21 protein-coding genes and 4 pseudogenes are annotated in these 20,393 nt (G+C 41.1%); 17 read left to right on the top strand and 8 right to left on the bottom strand.

Translation table 11 applies throughout. From position 1 onward, the window contains the following. The 3 genes and pseudogenes from CEV08_RS07890 to CEV08_RS07875 all read left to right on the top strand — a co-directional run. Positions 1–1,041: pseudogene (locus tag CEV08_RS07890) on the top strand (DUF4815 domain-containing protein); the annotation flags it as partial. A 14-nt stretch (positions 1,042–1,055) separates the two neighbouring features. Then, complete coding sequence (locus CEV08_RS07885) at positions 1,056–2,384, top strand: Bgr_08870 family protein (protein WP_100131097.1); 1,329 nt, start codon at positions 1,056–1,058, stop codon at positions 2,382–2,384. A gap of 613 nt (positions 2,385–2,997) precedes the next feature. Beyond that, on the top strand, positions 2,998–3,294 hold the full coding sequence (locus tag CEV08_RS07875) for a HigA family addiction module antitoxin (RefSeq protein WP_100131096.1): 297 nt from the start codon (positions 2,998–3,000) through the stop codon (positions 3,292–3,294). Between the two features lie 9 nt (positions 3,295–3,303). On the opposite strand, the gene CEV08_RS07870 is transcribed toward CEV08_RS07875, so the two are convergent. The 3 genes and pseudogenes from CEV08_RS07870 to CEV08_RS10295 form a co-directional block, all read right to left on the bottom strand. Continuing rightward, on the bottom strand, positions 3,304–3,690 hold the full coding sequence (locus CEV08_RS07870; protein ID WP_100131095.1) for a hypothetical protein: 387 nt from the start codon (positions 3,688–3,690) through the stop codon (positions 3,304–3,306). Then, entirely contained in the window at positions 3,683–3,934 is a 252-nt protein-coding gene (locus CEV08_RS07865) for a type II toxin-antitoxin system prevent-host-death family antitoxin (protein ID WP_012231061.1), read from the bottom strand. Before CEV08_RS07865 ends, CEV08_RS07870 begins: the two co-directional genes overlap by 8 nt. Before the next feature lie 304 nt (positions 3,935–4,238). Continuing rightward, positions 4,239–4,560: pseudogene (locus CEV08_RS10295) on the bottom strand (Rha family transcriptional regulator); the annotation flags it as partial. Positions 4,561–4,933: 373 nt separating this feature from the next. Between CEV08_RS10295 and CEV08_RS07855 the strand changes: the two are divergent. The 11 genes from CEV08_RS07855 (at position 4,934) to CEV08_RS07800 (ending at position 13,177) form a co-directional block, all read left to right on the top strand. After that, positions 4,934–6,145 (top strand): phage tail sheath subtilisin-like domain-containing protein, encoded by a 1,212-nt coding sequence (locus CEV08_RS07855; RefSeq protein WP_100131094.1) that lies wholly within the window; start codon positions 4,934–4,936, stop codon positions 6,143–6,145. After that, the gene (locus CEV08_RS07850; protein WP_100131093.1) at positions 6,145–6,651 is read left to right on the top strand and encodes a phage major tail tube protein; all 507 of its coding nucleotides are present in this window, start codon (positions 6,145–6,147) and stop codon (positions 6,649–6,651) included. The genes CEV08_RS07855 and CEV08_RS07850 overlap by 1 nt, the downstream gene beginning before the upstream one ends. A gap of 2 nt (positions 6,652–6,653) precedes the next feature. Next, a complete protein-coding gene (locus tag CEV08_RS07845; RefSeq protein WP_100131092.1) occupies positions 6,654–6,941 on the top strand; it encodes a phage tail assembly protein in 288 nt (95 codons plus the stop codon). A gap of 38 nt (positions 6,942–6,979) precedes the next feature. Beyond that, positions 6,980–7,051 carry a GpE family phage tail protein gene (locus tag CEV08_RS10290; RefSeq protein ID WP_081485993.1) on the top strand — a complete coding sequence of 24 codons (72 nt, stop codon included), beginning with the start codon at positions 6,980–6,982 and terminating at the stop codon, positions 7,049–7,051. Next, positions 7,048–9,348: a phage tail protein gene (locus CEV08_RS07835; RefSeq protein WP_100131091.1), complete on the top strand. Its 2,301-nt coding sequence runs from the start codon at positions 7,048–7,050 to the stop codon at positions 9,346–9,348. The genes CEV08_RS10290 and CEV08_RS07835 overlap by 4 nt, the downstream gene beginning before the upstream one ends. A gap of 5 nt (positions 9,349–9,353) precedes the next feature. Then, positions 9,354–9,734 carry a phage tail protein gene (locus CEV08_RS07830; protein WP_011180248.1) on the top strand — a complete coding sequence of 127 codons (381 nt, stop codon included), beginning with the start codon at positions 9,354–9,356 and terminating at the stop codon, positions 9,732–9,734. Further along, positions 9,731–9,955: a tail protein X gene (locus CEV08_RS07825; protein WP_100131090.1), complete on the top strand. Its 225-nt coding sequence runs from the start codon at positions 9,731–9,733 to the stop codon at positions 9,953–9,955. The genes CEV08_RS07830 and CEV08_RS07825 overlap by 4 nt, the downstream gene beginning before the upstream one ends. Further along, entirely contained in the window at positions 9,952–11,259 is a 1,308-nt protein-coding gene (locus CEV08_RS07820) for a contractile injection system protein, VgrG/Pvc8 family (RefSeq protein WP_100131089.1), read from the top strand. The genes CEV08_RS07825 and CEV08_RS07820 overlap by 4 nt, the downstream gene beginning before the upstream one ends. Positions 11,260–11,561: 302 nt before the next feature. Continuing rightward, a complete protein-coding gene (locus CEV08_RS07810) occupies positions 11,562–12,125 on the top strand; it encodes an antA/AntB antirepressor family protein (protein ID WP_100131088.1) in 564 nt (187 codons plus the stop codon). A gap of 18 nt (positions 12,126–12,143) precedes the next feature. After that, positions 12,144–12,902 carry an antA/AntB antirepressor family protein gene (locus CEV08_RS07805; protein ID WP_100131087.1) on the top strand — a complete coding sequence of 253 codons (759 nt, stop codon included), beginning with the start codon at positions 12,144–12,146 and terminating at the stop codon, positions 12,900–12,902. Further along, complete coding sequence (locus CEV08_RS07800; protein WP_100131086.1) at positions 12,899–13,177, top strand: hypothetical protein; 279 nt, start codon at positions 12,899–12,901, stop codon at positions 13,175–13,177. Before CEV08_RS07805 ends, CEV08_RS07800 begins: the two co-directional genes overlap by 4 nt. Before the next feature lie 57 nt (positions 13,178–13,234). On the opposite strand, the gene CEV08_RS07795 is transcribed toward CEV08_RS07800, so the two are convergent. After that, the gene (locus CEV08_RS07795) at positions 13,235–13,546 is read right to left on the bottom strand and encodes a DNA-binding protein (RefSeq protein ID WP_100131085.1); all 312 of its coding nucleotides are present in this window, start codon (positions 13,544–13,546) and stop codon (positions 13,235–13,237) included. A gap of 11 nt (positions 13,547–13,557) precedes the next feature. Continuing rightward, the gene (locus tag CEV08_RS07790; protein ID WP_100131084.1) at positions 13,558–13,881 is read right to left on the bottom strand and encodes a type II toxin-antitoxin system RelE/ParE family toxin; all 324 of its coding nucleotides are present in this window, start codon (positions 13,879–13,881) and stop codon (positions 13,558–13,560) included. A 105-nt stretch (positions 13,882–13,986) separates the two neighbouring features. On the opposite strand from CEV08_RS07790, the gene CEV08_RS07785 reads away from it, so the two are divergent. Then, a complete protein-coding gene (locus tag CEV08_RS07785) occupies positions 13,987–14,649 on the top strand; it encodes a lysozyme (RefSeq protein WP_100131098.1) in 663 nt (220 codons plus the stop codon). Continuing rightward, positions 14,646–14,849, top strand: coding sequence for a hypothetical protein (locus tag CEV08_RS09585; RefSeq protein WP_180753572.1), 204 nt, complete (start codon positions 14,646–14,648; stop codon positions 14,847–14,849). The genes CEV08_RS07785 and CEV08_RS09585 overlap by 4 nt, the downstream gene beginning before the upstream one ends. Before the next feature lie 250 nt (positions 14,850–15,099). Here the strand turns inward: CEV08_RS09585 and CEV08_RS07775 are convergent, their stop codons facing one another. The 3 genes and pseudogenes from CEV08_RS07775 to CEV08_RS07765 all read right to left on the bottom strand — a co-directional run. After that, positions 15,100–16,257: a tyrosine-type recombinase/integrase gene (locus CEV08_RS07775; protein ID WP_100131083.1), complete on the bottom strand. Its 1,158-nt coding sequence runs from the start codon at positions 16,255–16,257 to the stop codon at positions 15,100–15,102. A gap of 384 nt (positions 16,258–16,641) precedes the next feature. Then, positions 16,642–18,852 (bottom strand): hypothetical protein, encoded by a 2,211-nt coding sequence (locus tag CEV08_RS07770; protein ID WP_100131082.1) that lies wholly within the window; start codon positions 18,850–18,852, stop codon positions 16,642–16,644. Continuing rightward, positions 18,845–19,303: pseudogene (locus CEV08_RS07765) on the bottom strand (hypothetical protein); the annotation flags it as partial. The gene CEV08_RS07770 and the pseudogene CEV08_RS07765, both read right to left, overlap by 8 nt. Positions 19,304–19,305: 2 nt before the next feature. On the opposite strand from CEV08_RS07765, the pseudogene CEV08_RS07760 reads away from it, so the two are divergent. Beyond that, positions 19,306–19,527 (top strand): annotated as a pseudogene (locus CEV08_RS07760) (type ISP restriction/modification enzyme); the annotation flags it as partial. Positions 19,528–20,393 lie beyond the last annotated feature (866 nt).

Here is a 20,393-nt window from a genome sequence, read left to right as displayed (position 1 = left end):
ACCACCACGGTGAAAATATGGACAGCCTATGACCCGCAAGCCCAAGTCTTTACCCCCGATGAAACACGGCAAATCACGGGAATTGATTTTCACCTTTGTAAAATTGGCAATCAAAACCATGATCTGGTGATTGATTTGGTCACCACCGAAAACGGTTATCCTACCGCCGATATTCAAGCCCAAACCTCTTATTCCATGAAGGGTGCAAAAACCGGCTGGGCTGGCGCACGCTATGATGTTCCCTTAACCGTTCCTGATGACCGTCTTACCGCCTTTGTGCTTAAAACCGATGATGCGGATCATTCTGTCTCCTTGGCTAAACTTGGGGATTTTGATAAAGACAACCAAAGATATGTTTCAAGCCACCCTTACGTGACGGGACCACGCTTTTCCTCGGTCAATGCCAAGAGCTGGTCCGCCCATCAAGATGAAGCTTTAGCCTTTCGGGTGCTCGCTGCCCGCTATAGGCAAACAGAAAAAATCGTTCCTTTAGGAGAATTTGATCTTGTGGATTGTTCTGATTTGCAAGTGCGTGCAGCGGTTGAATTGCCTTCAAGTGAGTGTTCTGTCATCTTTGAAATTGAACGTAATAACGGCACGATTTATCAGTTGCTGCCCTTTCAATTATTAAGCCTTACTGAATATATCAGCGAAAAGGTCAAGCTTCGCGCCATTCTTAAAGGCACAGAGAAACTCTCTCCGGTGTTATTTGCCCCGGTTCAGTTGATTGCAGGAAAGATTCATAAGGAAGCTACCTATGTCACGCGGGCTTTTGCCTTTGGGGAAAAGGCAAGGTTGACCAGCTATATCAAAACCTTCTTGCCAGGTGGTGCAACTTTTTCACTGGAGATGCAACTGGATGATGGGGCGTTTGTCCCTTTGAAACTCGATGAAACAGAACAACTTGCTGAACCACTTTGGACAGAACGAAAATTCATTAGCAGTGACAAAACAGCACGACAAGCACGCCTTAAACTCACGCTTACCGGTGGGCCTGCTGCACGCTCCATGGTGTGTGATTTTGGCGCCGGCATATTATGAGGGGAGAATGAGAGATGACAAAAACCAAAAAACTCGACATGGAATTGCCTAAAGAGGGGCGTTTTATCAGTTCTGAATTCCCCATCTTGCGTGAAAACTTGGGCAAACTTGATCAAGCGCTTGTGGCTGTTGAGGAAAAAATAGACGAAAAGGCGCCTTTACAACACACGCATACCATAAGTGAAATCACAGATCTAGAAAGTGCCCTTAATGGCAAGATGGCAGCAGATAAAACCTTCACTTTTGCTGATTTAAGCGATATCGAGGGGGCAAAAGATGCTGCTAACAATTATGTTCTCTATAAATCAAGCAACAATAATTTTACCTTTGGCAGTGCTGTCTCACTGTTAGGTGCGCACCAACATAAAACCGAAGATATCGTGGGGCTTGATGATTTTAGAGCCAAAATCAATCAAGATCTGACCAGCTATGGGCGCCTAAAACAAGCCAATGAATGGCAAAGTTATAATAAATTTACCAGCAAAGTCACGATGAGTGACGAGTTGGAAATCTGGGGTAATGTACCATCTGGCTTATTCGGTCGGATGAAAAGTAGGGTGGTCACTCGTTTAAGCGCAAGCGGAAGCTTTCTTAAAGGACCTTTGAAGGTCGATGGAGATCTTGTTTATACGAAATCAGAAATAGATATTCTCAAGCAGGAAATTAAAAAAGTCAAAAAAGATTTGATTAATCAACTCATTATTGCCGATGCTGAATTGCTGTATACGCAAGATGAGAAAATTCAGTGGCCCGATTGGGTAACAGATAACACAAAAGTTGAAATTACAGCCTGGGGTGGTGGGGGCAGTGGTGGTGGAGCGTGTACGCCAGGATTAGGCGGTGGTGGTGGCGGCGGTGGTTGTTCAGTATGGTATGGCTATAAAACCAGTTTAAATGGTCATGAAGATATCATCATTGGTAAAGGAGGAGCTTCTGTTTCAGGGCGGAATGTAACAGGTAAGTCTGGAGGAACAACAACCGTTGGAAAGAATTTTATTACCGCTACAGGAGGACATGGTGGTGGAGGTGCTTATTATAGTATATCAAGGGGAAATACTTATTACTATTCAGGCACTGGCGGAACTGGGGGTATTGGTGGAAATTTGGGTTTAGCAACAGACGGACCTCTAGGATTAGCCAAAGGCGGAAATGGTTATGCTGGAACGAGTGGAATTACGAGCAAAACAAGTGGTAATGGGGGAAATGCTGGGGGCAATACATCAAGGGGAGATGGTGGAGGAACGGGGCAAGGTTCCTACGATTCAGGAAAAGCAGGGCGTGGTTTTGGGGGTGGCGGTGCTGGTGCTGATGGCGCTGTTCTCATAAGATTGTGGAAAGATTAAATGGATGCACAAGTAACCAAGATATGACAGAAGTCAAATGGATAGCTATTTTATAAGCAGGCTTATATGTTTTTAAAGTCCCCTTTAAAGCTCTTTCAAAGCCCTTTTAAAGGGCTTTTTGACTGACACTGTCAGACTTATGAAGCATGGTGATGCTTGTTATAGTCTCTCCATTGATTTGGAGAGCAAAATGGCAATAAAATTTAATCATGGTATCCGCCTCATTGAGGATGGTCAAGCTTCTCGACCCTTAGAGATGTTTAGCCAAACCGCCCTTGGGGCGGTTATAAAATCCTTGATGTTGACGTGCAAGTTTATTCCCTCCATGAGTTTGTGCTTCTCTTTACGCATGAGTTGGAGAAACAGGAATAGTGTTCGGCTTCATAAGATTCAATTAACAAAACAAGAGTTTTCATTTGATCAAATTCGGGAGTCCCCTCTCTTGAGGTTGATTATCAAATATTGCAGACACAATTTCTAAGGCTTCTTGATAATCTTGTTCAGTGCGAATAGGCTTGATGTTCATTTTTTAAATTTCTTTAAATGATATAATATCGATGGCATATTGTTTAAATTGTAACGGTTTTAAAATTAATTGCAAAGAAGACTATCTATGACTATACGCAATCCTAATCGTTGTCCTTCTCATCCAGGAGAAATTTTAGCTGAATCCTTAGAACATTTAAATGCAAGCAAAACCGAAATTGCTAGGATTCTTCAAATATCACGCCAGCACTTGCACGGTATCCTTAAAGGAGAACGTCCAGTCACAGCCGTAACAGCAGCTCGCATTGGTAAATTGTTAGGAAATGGACCAGCCCTTTGGCTACAGCTTCAAGCCAATTATGATGCTTGGCATGCTGAACGGGAAACAGATGTTAGCAAAGTTCCAACACTCCATACTGTTTAATTGTATAACTCAGTCTCTAGAAACTTTTCCAAGTGGCTTTATTGCTTTAACTTCTTTAATTTTAAGTGCAATTTTACGCATAAAAGCAAGACTAAAACGCCCTTGTGGTTTTAAATCTTCAAAGTCAAACAAAGATTCGCAAGAAACAACATTAAATTCATCAACACGTACCCAAGATTGCTTTTGCAAACCCACACGTTTGCATTCTATCTCAGGTACTTTTAAGCTAAATTGCAAATTAACTGGCTCTTGAGAAGTGATAGGAAACAAAAAAAGATGCTTTTCAGTTTTAACCATGACACAAGAAGGACGCACTTTACGCCCTGAATGTTCACCTTTTCGCGCTTGTTCGTGCCATAAATAATAATACCGAACAACATCCCCTGCTTTAAACATGTTCATCACTGTTTAAAATGTCATCTAAACCACGATCTAAATCATCTAATATATTTTGCGGTGCATCTGCATAGGAAAAAGATTGTACACTAGAACGCGCTTTTATTAATTCATGATATAAATCAACAGGAAGCATAATGATTTTTTCACGCCCTCGTTTTGTCAAAGCAACAGGTGTTGACATAGCCTCGTCTAAAATATCACCTGCCCCGCGGTTGACATCTGTAAAACTATATTTTTTCATATGCACATCCTATCTTTAATGTATAATACGTATTATACGTACAATATGTATTATGTAAAGATATTTTACGGCATTAACTACCTCCCCGCCTCAAGGCGAGGAGATGAGTCATGTTTTTTACTTAAGCAGCTTTTACAATAGTTTTTCCTAAAACTTGCTTGGCTTCTTCAACAAGCGTTTTATAATGTTTGCTCTCTTCTACTAACGTAAAGGCTCTAACAAGATGCATGTGGAGAGGTCCATAAATATGTCGCTCCCATTTCATCCCAGTTACTTGGAAAATCAAACCGTGTATCACGATCATTATCAATTAATTGGTTTTTTAAATCATAAAAAGCTTTGACGAGGGCTTTTTTGAATGCACGCACCGTATCATTGTTACGCATATAGGTCATGAGTAGAGTGGCTTGTGGTTCGTTGAGAATAGCAATTACTCTTTTCTGTCTTCCGCCTTTGGTCCCAAAGGGTGAGATTTCAAATCCAACCCTTCCAAATTCTTCAAAGTCTTCAATGTTTTGACGTACCAGCTTTATAACTGTAGCGTGGCTATTCCCCACACCACCGGCAATTTTTAAAGAGGTTGTGACAGCAATACCATCATTGTTGATTGTTACTAAATTGTTCATGATGAACTCCTTGTTGATTAATGTTTTTGATTGACACTCAATGAAGAATGCCGGGTGCTCAAAAACACGGCAACAAGCCCGTCGTTATGCTTTCCCCTCGAAAGGGTATTTTATGGCATAACCACACCCGACCCCACTATTATATGCGCGTAGCATATAATGAGTCAAAGTCTTTAATGCACAGAAGACTGATTATTTCGGTAACCAATCCGCTTGTTGTTTTGAGGTGTTTTTGAAGCACCTTTGTATGAATCTAACGGTTTTAAAGTTTTTGTCAAGTCGTCCTCAAGAGCGGCTTTTTACCTCTAATTTTTCCCATTCATTTCTAGCCAATATTTCAAAGGATCTAGCCAATATTTCAAAGGAGTATAAAATGGCAACAGGTTTTTTACACGGTGTTGAAGTCGTTGAGGTTGACGACGGCACCCGCCCCCTTCGCGCGGTTCAGTCTGCCGTTATCGGAATTGTTGGCACAGCACCCGATGCCGATAACCGAGCATTCCCCCTCAACACACCGGTTTTGGTCGCAGGCTCTCTTTCACAAGCCGCAAAACTGGATAAAACGGGTAAGCGTCAAGGTACATTACCCAATGCCCTTGATCTTATTTTTAAACAAGTAGGCGCAATTGTCGTTGTCATCCGTGTGCAAGAAGGTGACAACGAAAATGCAACACTCACCAATATTCTAGGTGGTGTAAACGCAAATGGCGCTTATGAAGGCGTTCATGCTTTCATTGGAGCACAATCCATTGTAGGACAAACACCACGTATTCTGATTGCGCCAGGCTTTACCCATCAACGCCCTTCCAGCGTGGGTATTGAAGGGAATGAAACTAGTGCAACTGCCAACCCCATCGCAGCAGAACTGATTGGCATTGCCGAGCGTTTGCGCGCCATTGTGGTGCTTGATGCTCCAAACACAACAGATGAAGCAGCTCTTAGCACAGCAAAGGATTTTGATTCAAAACGCGCTATTCTCATTGACCCGTTTGTAAAGGTAAATCGTGATGGAAAGATCATAGAACAGCCAGCAAGTGCAGCGGTTGCTGGAGTCATTGCTAAAAATGATTTTACCCATGGCTTTTGGCATTCCCCTTCCAATAAAGTGATCAATGGCATTGTGGGAACTGCGCGCCCCATTGATTTTTCCATTGGGGACAGATCAAGCCGTGCCAACCTTCTCAATGAACAAAACATCACAACAATCATTCGCGAAAATGGCTATCGCCTTTGGGGAAATCGCACACTCTCAAGCGATACAAAATTTGCTTTTTTATCCGTGGTACGCACCGCAGATATGATCAATGATGCTATTTTGCGCGGACATCTATGGGCTGTCGACCGCAATATCAAAAAAACCTACATGCATGATGTCAGTGAAAGCGTCAATGCCTATTTGCGTGATTTGAAAGCACAAGGCGCTATTCTTGGTGGGCGTTGTACGCCTGATCTAGAGCTTAATACAGCAAGCGCCATTGAAAGCGGAAAAGTCTATTTCAATGTGGAATTTACCCCAACAACACCCGCAGAACACATCACGTTCCGTTCACAAATCATCAATGATTACCTAGAGGAGATCTTTTAATGACAGTCCCTGTATTACCAAGAGTTTTGAAATATTTTAACATTTTTGTTGACGGCATTCCCTATCAAGCAAAATGTGAAAGTGTCACTTTACCAAATTTGAGTTTGGTCGTTGAAAATTATCGCGGTGGTGGCATGGATAGCTCCATTGAGGTTGATCTTGGTCTTGAAACCCTCACGCTTAGCATGACCATTTCTGATTGCTCTCCAGAATTAATGGCTCTGTTGGGACGCACGGATGTCGACATCTCATTGCGCAGTTCAATGCAAGCACAAGGCACACCCGCAGAAGGTGTTGTTATTACCATGAGAGGACTTTGCAAAGGCTTTGAAATGGCAGAATGGCAACCGGGAGGCAAAGCAACTTCTACAGCAACATTCACATTGCAATATTTCAAATATGTCCAGAAGGACATTGAAATTGTTGAGATAGACGTCCTCAACCTCATCAGAAAATTCAATGGCATCAATCAACTCGCAGACCACAGAAACAATCTAGGATTATAAAAATGACCGTCCAAACAAGCATTACACATAAATTATTGATACCCATTGCCTTTGAAGGAAAAGAGCACACCACAATTACCTTACGGCGCCCCAAAACAAAAGATTTGCAAGCAATCGACAAAAAAGAAGGTATAGAGCAGACAATCGCTATGATCGCACGCCTTTCTGGATGGCCGCATGAGGCTATTAGTGAACTCGACATCAATGATTTGTCAAGCATTGGAGAGATCTTGGAGTCTTTTATCAAACGGCGGGATACCTTGACTGGGAAACCGCCGCAAAACTCATAGCCGATATCGCCATTGTGTTCCATTGGTCCCTTTCAGAGATGATGGAAATGGAACCACAAGAACTCATATTCTGGCGAAAACAAGCAGCAGAAAGGTATAAGACAAAATGAGTGAAAAAGTTGCCGATGCAAAGGTGAAATTGTCTCTTGAAGACGAACTCACCGCGCCTCTTAAACGTGTACAAAAGCAATTCGATACACTTTCAAAAACACTCTCACATAGTTTGGGTATTCCGCGCTTTTCTGCTGCTGTACAAAACATGACAAAAAGTCTTCATGGTGTTCAAGGTGCTCTTAGCACAGCGGCAAGTCGTGCTTCGGTCTTTACTGGTGTCTTAGGGCTTGCTGGTGGGGGTCTTGTGGCAAGTGTAACCGCCCTCACCATGAAAACCATGCATCTGGGCGATAGTCTTCACCATGCCTCACACCATTTAGGTATGAGTGTTGCATCACTTCAATTATGGGGGGATGCTGCTGATAATTCAGGCACTTCTGCCGAACTCTTTCAACAATCCTTGGCCACTTTAAATAGACGTTCAGCCCAAGCATATGCCGGACAAAAAAGAGGCATGATGGGCTTTGAAGCGCTTGGTATTTCTGTCAAAAATGCTTCTGGAAAACTCAAATCAAACTCCGTTTTGTTGGAAGAAATTACCGACAAGATGAGTAAGATGAAAAATCAAGCACAAAGACAGCACATTGCTGCCTTACTGTTTGGTGGAGATGGTAAAGAAATGGCATCCATGCTCTCACAAGGCATGGCGCCCATCAAAGAGCTGTTTGCAAAGGCGAGAAAAGGAAAATGGCTGATAGGTGCTGATGTTGCACGCTATGCCGCAGATTTAAGTGACAAGCTTGGTGCCTTTAAGAAAAAAATAGGTGGTATCGCGAGCTTTATTGGCGCACGCTTTATGCCCGTGATCAATGATATGGTTGATGGTTTTTCAAAGTTGATTGATGAAAACCGTGACCTCATTCAAACAACCGTTGCGAGCTGGGCGAAAACCTTAAGAAAAGTCTTGCAAGATTTGCTTAATCCTACCTCTGATTTAAGAAAAGGTATCAGTGATCTCACAGAAAGGATTAAAGGCTGGTTCCAATGGCTAGAACCTCTGATTGGTGAAATAACCCTTTTCAAGGTGGGACTTGTCGCTCTTGGTTCCTTCATTTTTGGTCCACTCATTGCCGCATTAGCAGCCGTGGGAGCCGCATTTGTTAGCCTTGGTATCACAATTATGACAACCCCCATAGGCTGGATCATTGGTGGTATTGCAGCTCTTGTTGCTGCCGGATATTTACTCTACAAAAATTGGGACAAAATCAATGGCTGGCTGCTTACATCACTAGCCATAGTAAGCGCAGTTTTTATCAGGCTTGCTTTCGCTCTTTCAGGACCAGTGCTTGCGGCCTTCACTTCTGTTGGTGCTAAAATTACCGGTCTGGCTGTAAACCTTGGAAAATCCCTGCTCTCAAAAATAGTCGCAGCAGATAAAGCTTTTATTAGATTTTCTGCTACTCTGGGAAGATCACTGCTTTCAGCATTAGCCTCAGCTGCTTCCGCAGTTGCCAGTCTTGCTTTAACTCTTGTAGGTACACTGATTTCAGCAATAACTGCCGTTAGTTCTGCTTTTATATCGCTTGGTATTGCCATCATGACCACACCTATTGGCTGGATAATGGCTGGCATTGCAGCCCTTATTGGAATTGGATATCTGCTTTATAAAAATTGGGACACAGTCATAAGCTTTATAAGCAAGTTATGGGATTCTTTTGCGAGCTTATGTAGTAATGTTTTTAATAACCTCTTGGCGCTCTTTAAAAACTTTTCACCACTCTCTTGGATTTCGAAAAAAATCAATGAACTCATTGAATGGCTGTTCGGTGTCGATTTAATGGAAGCAGGCTCCAATCTTATTAATGGGCTTTGGGATGGCATCAAAAGCAAATGGAATGCTCTGTCTGACTGGTTTAGCAACCAGACCCAAAAATTAACCAGTTGGATACCTGGCTTTGGAGGAAAAAAATCAGAATTTAAGGCTACAATCGACAAAACTTCAACGAAGACCATTAAAACCTTTACCAATCAAACCAAAGCCCCTGTCAAAAGAATGCTTGATACAGCCGTGGTTACAAATACCCCCCTTGAAAAACGCAAGAGTGGTTTTAATACAGGGGGCGTTGAAACAAGGCATATGGAAGCTCCAAATGCAAAAGTGGGTTCCCTCAAAGCTCCCAAGCCCATTACCGTTCATAAGCCGGTAGAAGTAGATGCCCGCGTGATGATTTCAAATTTAAATATTTCCGTCCCCAATGGTCTTAAAGATGAAATCAGAAACGCTGTTAATCAAGCCCTTGAACGCTATGCCAAACAGCAACGCTTGGCTATAGCCTCTAGCCTTTCGGATTAAACATCATGATGTTAGCTTTGGGTGGTTTTATCTTTTCCATTGAAACGGCCGCTTATCAAACCCTCGACATGTCTTATGGCATTCCATGGGTCGAGCAAGGGCGATTGGGGCGCAAAGCTGCTCTTCAATTGCCTGCCGTTGCAAATGCGGAATTTTCTTTAACCGGTGTGATCTATCCAGATTTTAAAGGCGGTCACGGACAAATCGAGTATTTGCGACAAATGGCGCATAATGGTCCTCATATTCTTGTGACGGGTCAGGGGAAAATTTTAGGAAAGTTTGTCATTCTTTCTGTAGAGGAAAAACAAAGCATTTTTCACCAAAATGGGACCCCAAAAAAACAAGAATTTACAATAAAGTTGAGAGAATATGGTGAAGAGCTATGAGTGATCTTTACGTAACAAAAGAAGGCGATATGGTTGATGCCATTTGCTGGAGATATTATGCCAAAGGTCAACAAGCCCTTGCTGTTGAACGCGTCTATGCAGCAAATTTTGGTCTTGCAGACTATGGACCCATTTTAAAAGCAGGTATCACAATCGTTTTGCCAACCCTCCCCTATCCTAAAGCCACACCAGTGATTAGAATTTGGGGCAGACAATCATGAAACCTTTTTGCACAGTAATGGCAAATGGAGAAGATATTACACGCATACTTATGGACTATGTTTTGTCGATTGAAATTACGGATGAAGCAGAAGACAAAAGTGACCGCATCACCATAGAACTTGATGACCGCGCGCGTGAGAGCGACAATGGCTTTCTTGATATTCCTCTCATCGGAACAATCATTTCTGTCACACTTGGCTATGAAGGTGGTAAAGTCCGCGATATGGGAGCCTATCTGATTGATGAAATCTCTGTAAGCAGCCCCCCACAAAGTTTAAGCGTGACAGGACGCGCTGCCTCCATGAACACGTCTTATAGAACACCCAAAAGCCAATCCTATCACCAACAAACCCTTGGCAATATTGTTCAAGAGATAGCAGAGCGCAATGGCTATATAGCAAAAGTTGATCCTGCTCTTGCAAAAATTGTTGTACGTCACATTGACCAAACTTCTGAGAGCGATATGGCTTTTGCCACACGCTTTGCAGAAGACTATGATGCGGTAGCAAAACCCGTTGATGGCAAATTGGTGCTTGCCAAACGGGGTGAAGGCAAAGCCATTACCGGTGAAACACTGCCCGTTATTGTTATCCATGAGAAACTCTGCAGCTCTTGGGATTTTAAATACAGCGCACGTGATGAAGCAGGAGCAGCCAATGGCTTAGCAACAGATGCAGGAGATGACCAAAAAGCCGCCGCTGATGCACGAGAGCCAGAAGAAGTTGAAGAAGGCGAAGATGTTATCCATATGGCCGAAAGTGACGCCCCCAATTTGCCTAAAGCAGAGATGGAAGCCAAAACACCTGAAAATCAAGAGCAAGAAGAAGAGAAAAAAGGCGGTGTTATCGCAAGCTATCATGATATCCGCACTGGTGAAAAAAAGGAAGTCAAGGTTGGTCAAGCACCGTTTCATGAACTCAAATATACCTACCACAATCAATCAGAAGCTGTTGGGGCCATTGCGGCTTATCGCAATAAATCATCGCGTGGCAAATCTTCTTTCTCATGTGATATCGGAGGTGATCCCTTTGTGCAAGCAGAAGCCAAGCTTGTTCAAGAGCCCCCTTTCCGCCCCTATATTCCAGCAAAATGGCGTATCAAAAGCGTTAAACACAAGCTTGATAAAACAGGTGGTTACACCACAAAAATAGATTGTGAACTTTTTGATGAAACCCAAGAAGATGCGGCTGGAAACGTTGCAAACACCACACCAGATAAAGATGATACCCTTGATCCAAACGCCCCCCCTAACGCATGTGATGAAGGCGAAGACGTTATCCATATGGACAAGGAAGATAGATAAACAAAATTAAAAAATTATAGAAAGGTGCTTGACATTATTTATGCAATGTGTATTTTCGAATCAGGTGCCTAACAAACACCTTAAGCAACTAGCGGATGGATTGCCGAAACAATCTTTTCTCCGCAAATTTAAATTTTTGACTCATTGTATGCGTATAGCGTATAAGGAAGTTTGTCGGGTGTGGTTACACTATAAAATACCCTTGCGGGGAAAGTGTAACGACGGACTAGTTGCCGTGTTTGTTAGCGCCCGGCACTCTCTTAGAGTGTCATTAACAAACATCTAACAACTAGGGGTTCACAATGACTCTCATTAAAATATCAGAACAAGCAATTGGACAAGAGATTGTTCAAACCGTTAGTGCACGCGAATTGCATGCATTCTTAGAGGCAAAACGAGACTTTTCCAATTGGATTAAAGATCGCATCAATAAATATAATTTATTAGAAAATCAGGATTATTTAGTTTTCACCAATTTTGGCGAAAACCTCCAAGGTGGACGTCCCTCCAAAGATTATGCTCTCAGCTTAAGCGTAGCTAAAGAGCTTTCTATGGTGGAGAACAATAAAAAAGGTAGAGAAGCTCGTTTATATTTTAATTTTTTATTTGACAACATGTCAACAATGTGTCTATTGTCGAATCAGGTGCTTGAAAAACACCTTAAACACATAGCGGATAGATTGCCGAAACAGTCTTTTCACCGCCAATTAAAAGCTTTGACTCATTATATGCTACAGGCATATAATAATATCGTCGGGTGTGGTTATGCTATACAATACCCTTATGGGAAAGGCATAACGACGGGCTATGTGCCGTGTTTTTCAGCACCCGGCGCTCTTCATAGAGTGTCAATGAAAAACCTTTAAGCACATAGGAGCCAAATCATGGCACAATATTTAATCGACATATATCAAACCAGTATTGGTGGCGACACTGTTCAGACAGTAAATGCACGTGAATTACATACGTTTTTGGAAATAGGAAAAGATTTCTCTACTTGGATTACTGACCGTATCAACAAATATAATTTATTAGAAAATCAAGATTTTGTTTGCTCCCCGATTTTGGGGAGCAAAGGCAGAGGTGGTCACAATCGTAAAGATTATCATCTGACTTTAAGCGTAGCCAAAGAGCTCTCTATGCTTGAAAATAATAAGAAAGGTAGAGAAGCTCGTTTATACTTTATTGAGTGTGAAAGACGGTTAAAACAAGTCGCTACTCCACAGATAGCCGCTCCACAAGTTGACTACTCCAAACCAGAAGCATTACTTGGTGTCTTAAATCATCTACAAAGTCAAATCGAGCAAAAAAACCATGTTATTGCAGAATTAGCACCAAAAGCAGGGGCTTTGGAAGGTTTAAAACGCTCTGATGGTTTGTTCGGTCTTATCGAAGCTGCGAAGATGTTAGAGGTGCGACCAAAGGATTTAACGGATTACTTGCGTAAACATGATTGGGTCTATCGACGGGCTCCAGGGGCGCCTTTGTTACCTTACCAAGATAAAATCAAGAAAGGATTCATGGATTGCCCTGCTATCACCATTCAAAGACCAGATGGTACAGAAAAGGTACTCCCTTCGACAAAAATCACATCCAGAGGATTAGCATGTTTAAGAGAGCAAATTCATGGAGGTGTACAATGAATACCAGTGTTGATTTTTTATGCGATTTGTGGATGGCGTTGTATCAGTTTTCTGATCGTGATGATGTTGAAGATAAAGCTTTTAGTGCTCTCATTGAGACTATGGATGCGATAGAAAAAACTTTAATTTTAAAGCTTCAAGATGAAAGTCCGAATGCACTCAAAATTTTGGCAATGATTACAAATTTTGGAGCCTTAAAACCTCCTCCGATTATGGAACCTTTGTTGAAAACTTATGAACCAAATCTCGAGAGCCCCATTAAAAAGGTTGCTTAAGTTCAAAAACAGAAGTCCCCTCCTCGTTCTCAAAAATGGGGAGGCGGTTAATACAGATCAAATGTGTGGAATTGATCGTTCAAGAGGTTGTACAGCTAAGCGAAGCCCCATGGTACGTAGTAAAGCATTTAGGCTACGGAACTCTGGATTGCCTTTTTCTGAAAGTGTACGATAAAGTTGTGTAGGATTCAGTTTGGCTGCTTTAGCTACAGCTTGAACACCACCATAGGCTTTTGCCATTTGACGAAGTGTTACAAGCAGTTCCCCCTGGTCACCATCTGCTAGGATTGCATCAAGGGTCGCTGCTGCTACTTCAGGGTCATTATGGAATATTTCTGCCATTGCATCATCATGGCTACGATCTTTCATCTTTGCACTCCTTAATCTTCACGGTTTTGCCAATCGTACCAACAAGCACATGCACGAGTGATATCGGTGTCTTGTGTTTTTTTGGTACCACCGCATAATAACAATAATACGGTCTTTCCAGACTGAGCATAATAAATTCGGTAACCAGGACCAATATTCATACGCAGTTCATAGACACCATCACGAAGCGGCTTGAAATCGCCAAAGTTTCCTTGCTCTAAACGATTAAGACGGCGAATAATTGCAGTTTTAGCCTGCACATCACGGAGCTTTCGCAGCCAATTGGCTATCAAGTCTTTGCCATCAGAGGTAAGGTAGTGACGTATTTCAAACATAATGTATATTCGTTTATAAACGAATGCTTGTCAAGAGCGAAAGAAATTTATTTTTAGATTTTCACTCAGCCCCGCCTTGTGTGGGGCTTTTTTATGGAGAAACATATGCGAAAAATATCACCAGAAGGGCTAGCACTGATTAAACAATGGGAAGGCTTGCGTTTGAATGCCTATAAAGACGCCATTGGGGTATGGACCATTGGTTATGGACATACAAACAATGCCGGAAAACCTTTTGTTCATAAAGGCATGGCAATCACTGAAAAACAAGCTGAAGAACTTCTTTGCCAAGATTTAAAACAATTTGAAAATACCGTTGAACAAGCCGTTCAAGTTTCTTTAACCGATGAACAATTCGCGGCATTGGTCTCCTTTTGCTATAATGTAGGAACAACAGCTTTTTGCAATTCGACCCTATTAAAAAAACTCAATAACGGTGAATATGAAGCAATCCCAACCGAATTACAGAAATGGACCAAAGCCGGTGGTAAACGCTTGCAAGGTCTTGTACATCGGCGTGCAGCTGAAGCAGGATTATGGGCGAAAGGTGCTTTTGTTTCCTCTAACTACCAAACCTTAGAAACGCAAGCGCCAACCGGGCTTTTCAAAGCCGAAGCTCTTGCTCCAGTCATTGGTTCTTTTTCTGGACTTGGCGGCTTATTAGCAGGCAACGGTCCAGTTCAATGGGCGCTCGCCACCATCATGGTTTTAGCCGCATGTGCTGGCATTTTCTTTGTTGCTAAACGTTTTCAGGAACACCGTTTATGATCTTATGGATGAAAAGAAATCTGCTGTTAACAGGTGCGGCTCTAGCCGCTTTTTTTATAGCTTTAGCAAAAGCTTTCACCCTTGGGAAAAAGGCAGAACAGCAAAAGCAAACAGAAAAAACCTTAAAGGCAGCAACAACACGACTGGAGGTGGAAAATGAAGTTAATCAAAAAAGTGATGCTGAACCTACAAAAGTATAAAAGTGATGTCACGTTATACGAAATGGATTGTACTCATTATACTCTTATTAGCACTTGATTTTTCACGTATTATGGACGCATTGGCAAATATTTTTACACAAAAACCAAACATCCAACTCTAAATACACTCTGATACGTGCGAAACTGTTTAGCAAATGAATTATCAATTTCGCACGTCTCACAGATGCGAGAGATAATATCATTGCACATCTCAAACAGTGGTTTTTAAAACATTAACAATTTGATCCCCTTAGGTCGCTCCTGTTATAAATGCAGCCCACTGTTCCATAAGGGTATGTCGTTGTTCTAAAAAATCTGTCCGCATATAAGCTTTTGTCACTGAACTCCCAACGGAATGCGCAAGAACAGTTTCGGCAATCTCAAAAGGTGTTGACGTTGTTTCTGCTATCCAATCCCGTAAACTGGAACGAAAACCATGGGGACGATAAGTCAAACTACAAACTGTCATATATTTTGCCATGCTTGCATCAGAAATTGGTCTGCCGGTAAGAGCAGAAAAGAGAAAACCATTTTTTTCAAAGGGGAGAGATTTTTCAATCACTTTTAAAGCTTCATCACTCAATGGCACGCGAAAATCGGAAACCTTTCCTACAATACCTTTCATATTTTCTTTCGGTATTGTCCATATATCCTTATTTATTTGTTCAAGACGTAAATATCGCAATGGATATGACCGTACTCCAGTCAAAATAAGAAGCTTCAGTGCTAAATTTGAAAGAACCTTATCATCCAAATTCTGATAAAAAGCCGGAACTTCTTGCCATGGCATAGCAGGAATGTTTGTTGGTGTAGCACGAGTTTTTCCTAAAAGGGCGCGCGCTTTCATACAAGCTTGTAGATCAACTTCCAAACCAAGAGCCGCAGCATATTTCAAACAAATGTTAATACGATTAAGTGCTTTTCGTGCTGTGTCTGCTTTTTCATGCCAAAGGGGCGCAAGAACATTGCGAATGATATTAGCCGTTAATTTTTCTATAGAGAGGCTGCCTATGTGTGGAATAACATGCAATTCCAGCGGAAAAAACCAACGCCCATTTTTGCCTTCATTTTTTAACTCTGCTTTTTTACTTTCAAAAGCCGCAATTGCAATCTCACTGAATATGTTGCTTTGCTGTTTTAAGACGGTTTGTTCTCGAAAGACAATAGGGTCATTGCCTTCTCTGAGAATAGCACTATAATGCTTGGCAAGTTCGCGCGCTTCTTTTAGAGAAAGTTGTGCAACTGGACCGAGCCCCATTTCACGGCATTTGTTATGGTATGTATAACGAAAGAACCAAGAGCGCGTATTGTCTTTTCGAACATTCAACCATAATCCTGCCCCGTCACAATACTTACCTTGAGAAGCAGACTTGACAAGTAATGCTGATAATCTATGAATCCCCCTCACTTAATTTCCCTTCTCGTCCACCTTTTCACACATTGCTCGTCCACCTTTTAGACCACCTTAATTTTTTGATTTGAGATTTTTTCTTTAATTCTTAATTTTTTTATTGGAACATAAAAAATTATAGACATCAATAGCTCTTGCACATATTTACATAATTTGAATCTTGCTAATAAATCCTGATTCGCTCTCTGGGGGCACCATTTGGTTTTTTTATACAGATAATTTATTGATTTTTAACATCTTTTTTAAGGTACGGGGTATATGGATAAAAGGTAGGGAATAGAATTTTTTATATGCCTCTACAAAGCACTTCCTTTTTTCCTAACTTTTTCCAACAATTTTTTAAATTCTGTCGAATCCTTTTGTGAAAAATTATTTAAAGTTTTAACAAACATGTCCATAGGTTCTATCAATACTGCTATTCAAAAGAATGCCAACAAAATTGATGAATTTTGTGTGATCTTCTTTGGTTATTAAGCGTTTCTTTTCTGCTTCGTGAAACTCCTTAATTAATTCAACGGCTTTTTCTCTTGCTAACCCAAAATCTCCTTTTTCCCGCGCTGTTATAAGCGCTGCAATATCTCTCTCAGTATCTTTATGAACGCTTAAGAATTTGCGTCCAAATTTCCCTAAGAAATTTTTTACAACTGCCTTGATGAAAGCAATCTTTCCTATACCTATAGTCTGTTGTGCCCCCCTCTCTTCCACTTCACCCATATGGTTTGGCAAGCGTGCAAACAACCTTGTTCTTTCCACCTTTGGTCGCAATACTTTCATAAGCTGTTTGGCTTTATCCTCACCAAAAATATGCTGTAATTTTTCTTGACCATTTTGCGTGTCAAACAAACTCAAAAGATTATGGTCAAAATTTCTTGCATTGCCTGCCGCATGTTCTAGTTGTGAGCGTACACCTTTTTGAAACGCCTCTTTTTCCATCACCCCAAAATCCGCAAGTTGACTCTTAATTGTATCGAGACTAACGCTCTTCTTCAGCGCTTGCTCTCCTTGCTCCAAAGCATCACCGATAGTACGCTCGTCATAATAAATTTTCCGTGCTTTAGTATAATCTGGAGATGACGTATCCAAAATGTCCAGAATGCGCTGTTTGAACAGAGTCAAATCTCGCGCATACCCTCGTTTTCCTTTGAGATTCGCAGAATTAATTTGATCATCCAAAACCTCTTTCATCTTATGTAAAATCCGCATATTCAGCTTTGGATATCCATTGCTCCCTACAACTGTTGCATCCGCTTCATTGGGCATTTGCGCAATTGCTTTTTTGTATGCTTTTTGAAATGCGGGACTTTCCTGCAAGAGAGATAAATCTTTACTGACAGCATTGGAAATAGGAGAAGCTTTCGCCCTCTCATAAAATGGTTCAGCTTTTTTCTGTTCTTGTTTGATAATCTGCTTCTTCAAATCAAGCGTATCGACCTTTGGACCCATCACATCTGTCAACGCATCCTTTACCCGCAGTGCACTGGTATCTTGCCTAGCTCCTAAACGATTACTCACAAGTGAATAGGTATCATGGTCTTTTTTTGCTGCTTCAAAAGCTTTCGCAGAAAGCTCATTATGAAGATCAATAATCATTGAATCAGGACCACGCTGTTTTAATGCCCTCTCAAGCTTATCAACGCCTTCATCCCCTAAAGTCCGGCTTACAGCCTTAAACGCTCTATCGCTTATTTGAAATGCTTCTTTTTCTGCCATTTGCGCGGCTTTTGCCGCCATTTCAGCTGGACTTACCGGTCCTCTCAATGTTGCTTTGAGTAATTTTGTCGCAAAAGGTGTCACTTTTGATACACCATTTGCAACAAATGGCGTTGCACCACCTAGCCCTGCACCAAACCCAGCAGACATGAGAGTATCTGCAAACCCTTCTCCCTCACCACTGCCTGCTATTCCGCCATAAATTGCTCCAGTTTTTGCTGCACGCTTTAAGCCAAACTTTGCTACCTCTTTACTTGCTGCGGCTTTCATTGCGGCTTCACCTGCTACTTTTGCTGCTGTGCGTTCCGCACCTTCTACCAAAGCAGATTGTGCCGCCCTTTCCCCTGCTGCTAGAGCTTTACTGGTTATTTGTGCTCCTGTGGCACCTGCTCTACCTCCCAACACAACATCAGCCCCAATTGCCGCACGACCAGCAGCTGTAGCTCCTGCTGCGGGTGGAAAGAGGGCAGAAACAATTATGGGGGCCGCTGCCTCCGCTAAATTCCCCGCAAGAGATAGATAAAAATGATCTCTATCTGCTGCTTTTTGATAATCTCGCCATCGCTTTGTCACTTCATTATATTTTTTGACTGCCTTTTCATCTCCCTTCCAATAATCCCAAAACCCTGCTTCTAATATTCCAGCTATTTCATCATCATAGCCCATAGTGAGCCCGTGAAGAGCCCCCCATCCAAAAGCACCCGCAGCACTTGGATGTGGACCATCTTCTTCTGTTATACTTTTGTTTTCTGTAAGAGAACCATTTAACCTTTCCTTATTCTTCGAAAAAAGCTCTTGAAGCTGTTCTGGTGTATAATCACTTACATGCCCAATGACTCTTGTGTTTTTACGATCAATAAGAGGAGGAATTAATTCAGCCATTGGTTTTTTTCTCCTTAATGCGTCCGTCACTATCAATAAACAATACACCTTCCGGCAATGCTTCTATCTGTTTTTCCAGTGAAACATCAGACTGCGTATTATTTTCCTTATAAGCACCCTCCCCATAGGCAGCTTGAACAAGTTCGCTTGTTGCCTCTGCGCCACCAAAAAGAATTGCTCGTGTTGCCGCATTGGATTTATTGAAAGTGTCAATAACGGTTTTTAAAGATTTTTTCATTTGCTCTGGTGAAAGATCTTGATACAGTGCCGCTACAGAATTCTGTAGTGCTTGCAATTCCATATTAGATAAATTCCCAAAACCAGATGCACCATTTGGTGAAAATGCTTTCGCTTTTCTCAAAGCATCAATCCCAATATTCGCCTTTAATGAATCAAGCATATGCCCAAAATCTTTTGCCTTAAAACCAGGTATGAGCGACCCCCAATAACCCTATCGTCAATGGTAAACCCGCTCTTGAATGGGTTATGGGGCGTCAATGTGTAAAAACAGATAAAAAAAGTAGCATTGTGAATAATGCCAATCGCTATGCCGTTGAAACCATTGGCAACCCCGCCTACCCTCTAGAGTTGTTTCAAAAGGTTATTACCGTAAGTTTAGAAACCATGAAAATCGTAAAAAACTTACCAAAATTAGAAATAAGAGAAACTGAATAACTTATAAAGCATGCTCACATAATGGGTATGATAAACGCATAAGGGGTATAGGGTCTTATAACAGTCTATACCCCCTTTATACATTGCTTACATACAATCTTTAAAAGGAGTGTTTATATGCGTTATTCTAAAAAGAAAAAATTTGCACTTTTAAATACTCTACTTTGGATTGCTTTAAGACTTTTAAGAAATCCACTCTTAAAGTGAATTAGATCTTTTTACATTGCCTTTAAGAGGTTATACCGTAATCTAAAATGAGTGCTTTATTGCTATCAAAAGCTTTGTTTAAAGAGAGTTATGTAGATTCATTTTCTTATATTACTTATAGGTTTTGAAGGTTTCTCACACCTTCAAAATACCTTCAAAACTATACCGATGATTGTATTTATAGGTTGTGTTTTAATATAGATTGTATCTCTAAAATGTTAATATATTGAAATATAATAATTTTTATTTTTCTATTTTAAAAAATATATAACGGGGGGTAAAAGGAACCCTCAAAATACTCAAAATCTTCAAAACTCATAACCCAATGATCTTGATAGCATTTCTTATGAGTTACAAGATATCTTTTGAAAGGCTTTAAAGGATCATATGATTTTCATAAAGCACGTTGTAATCAATTCTCTAAAATCATCACTTTTGTCGGTTCAATTTACTGACATATAATTGACAAGTTTTAATCAATTCACATCATTGATTATCTTTAAAGATTGTATTCTTGATATGGGTTGTGTTTTAAAGACATTAACCTATTGAAAAATAATGTTTTTATTTTACTCATTAAAAAAATAATTATAGGGTCTAAAAAGGACTGACAACACTGACACGGTCTATTAAAAGGGATTTTTCTAATCTCTATAATT

Origin of the sequence: Bartonella tribocorum (assembly GCF_002778015.1) — a bacterium.
GTDB lineage: Bacteria > Pseudomonadota > Alphaproteobacteria > Rhizobiales > Rhizobiaceae > Bartonella > Bartonella tribocorum_B.
The sequence above is the reverse complement of the archived record's forward strand: the minus strand, read 5'-3'. Positions and strand labels throughout refer to the sequence as shown.

Excerpts from the sequence above, each read along its gene's own strand:
- CEV08_RS07885 (WP_100131097.1), top strand. The coding sequence starts at position 1,056 with ATGACAAAAACCAAAAAACTCGACATGGAATTGCCTAAAGAGGGGCGT.
- CEV08_RS07875 (WP_100131096.1), top strand. The coding sequence starts at position 2,998 with ATGACTATACGCAATCCTAATCGTTGTCCTTCTCATCCAGGAGAAATT.
- CEV08_RS07870 (WP_100131095.1), bottom strand. The coding sequence starts at position 3,690 with ATGTTTAAAGCAGGGGATGTTGTTCGGTATTATTATTTATGGCACGAA.
- CEV08_RS07865 (WP_012231061.1), bottom strand. The coding sequence starts at position 3,934 with ATGAAAAAATATAGTTTTACAGATGTCAACCGCGGGGCAGGTGATATT.
- CEV08_RS07855 (WP_100131094.1), top strand. The coding sequence starts at position 4,934 with ATGGCAACAGGTTTTTTACACGGTGTTGAAGTCGTTGAGGTTGACGAC.
- CEV08_RS07850 (WP_100131093.1), top strand. The coding sequence starts at position 6,145 with ATGACAGTCCCTGTATTACCAAGAGTTTTGAAATATTTTAACATTTTT.
- CEV08_RS07845 (WP_100131092.1), top strand. The coding sequence starts at position 6,654 with ATGACCGTCCAAACAAGCATTACACATAAATTATTGATACCCATTGCC.
- CEV08_RS07835 (WP_100131091.1), top strand. The coding sequence starts at position 7,048 with ATGAGTGAAAAAGTTGCCGATGCAAAGGTGAAATTGTCTCTTGAAGAC.
- CEV08_RS07830 (WP_011180248.1), top strand. The coding sequence starts at position 9,354 with ATGATGTTAGCTTTGGGTGGTTTTATCTTTTCCATTGAAACGGCCGCT.
- CEV08_RS07825 (WP_100131090.1), top strand. The coding sequence starts at position 9,731 with ATGAGTGATCTTTACGTAACAAAAGAAGGCGATATGGTTGATGCCATT.
- CEV08_RS07820 (WP_100131089.1), top strand. The coding sequence starts at position 9,952 with ATGAAACCTTTTTGCACAGTAATGGCAAATGGAGAAGATATTACACGC.
- CEV08_RS07810 (WP_100131088.1), top strand. The coding sequence starts at position 11,562 with ATGACTCTCATTAAAATATCAGAACAAGCAATTGGACAAGAGATTGTT.
- CEV08_RS07805 (WP_100131087.1), top strand. The coding sequence starts at position 12,144 with ATGGCACAATATTTAATCGACATATATCAAACCAGTATTGGTGGCGAC.
- CEV08_RS07800 (WP_100131086.1), top strand. The coding sequence starts at position 12,899 with ATGAATACCAGTGTTGATTTTTTATGCGATTTGTGGATGGCGTTGTAT.
- CEV08_RS07795 (WP_100131085.1), bottom strand. The coding sequence starts at position 13,546 with ATGAAAGATCGTAGCCATGATGATGCAATGGCAGAAATATTCCATAAT.
- CEV08_RS07790 (WP_100131084.1), bottom strand. The coding sequence starts at position 13,881 with ATGTTTGAAATACGTCACTACCTTACCTCTGATGGCAAAGACTTGATA.
- CEV08_RS07785 (WP_100131098.1), top strand. The coding sequence starts at position 13,987 with ATGCGAAAAATATCACCAGAAGGGCTAGCACTGATTAAACAATGGGAA.
- CEV08_RS09585 (WP_180753572.1), top strand. The coding sequence starts at position 14,646 with ATGATCTTATGGATGAAAAGAAATCTGCTGTTAACAGGTGCGGCTCTA.
- CEV08_RS07770 (WP_100131082.1), bottom strand. The coding sequence starts at position 18,852 with ATGGCTGAATTAATTCCTCCTCTTATTGATCGTAAAAACACAAGAGTC.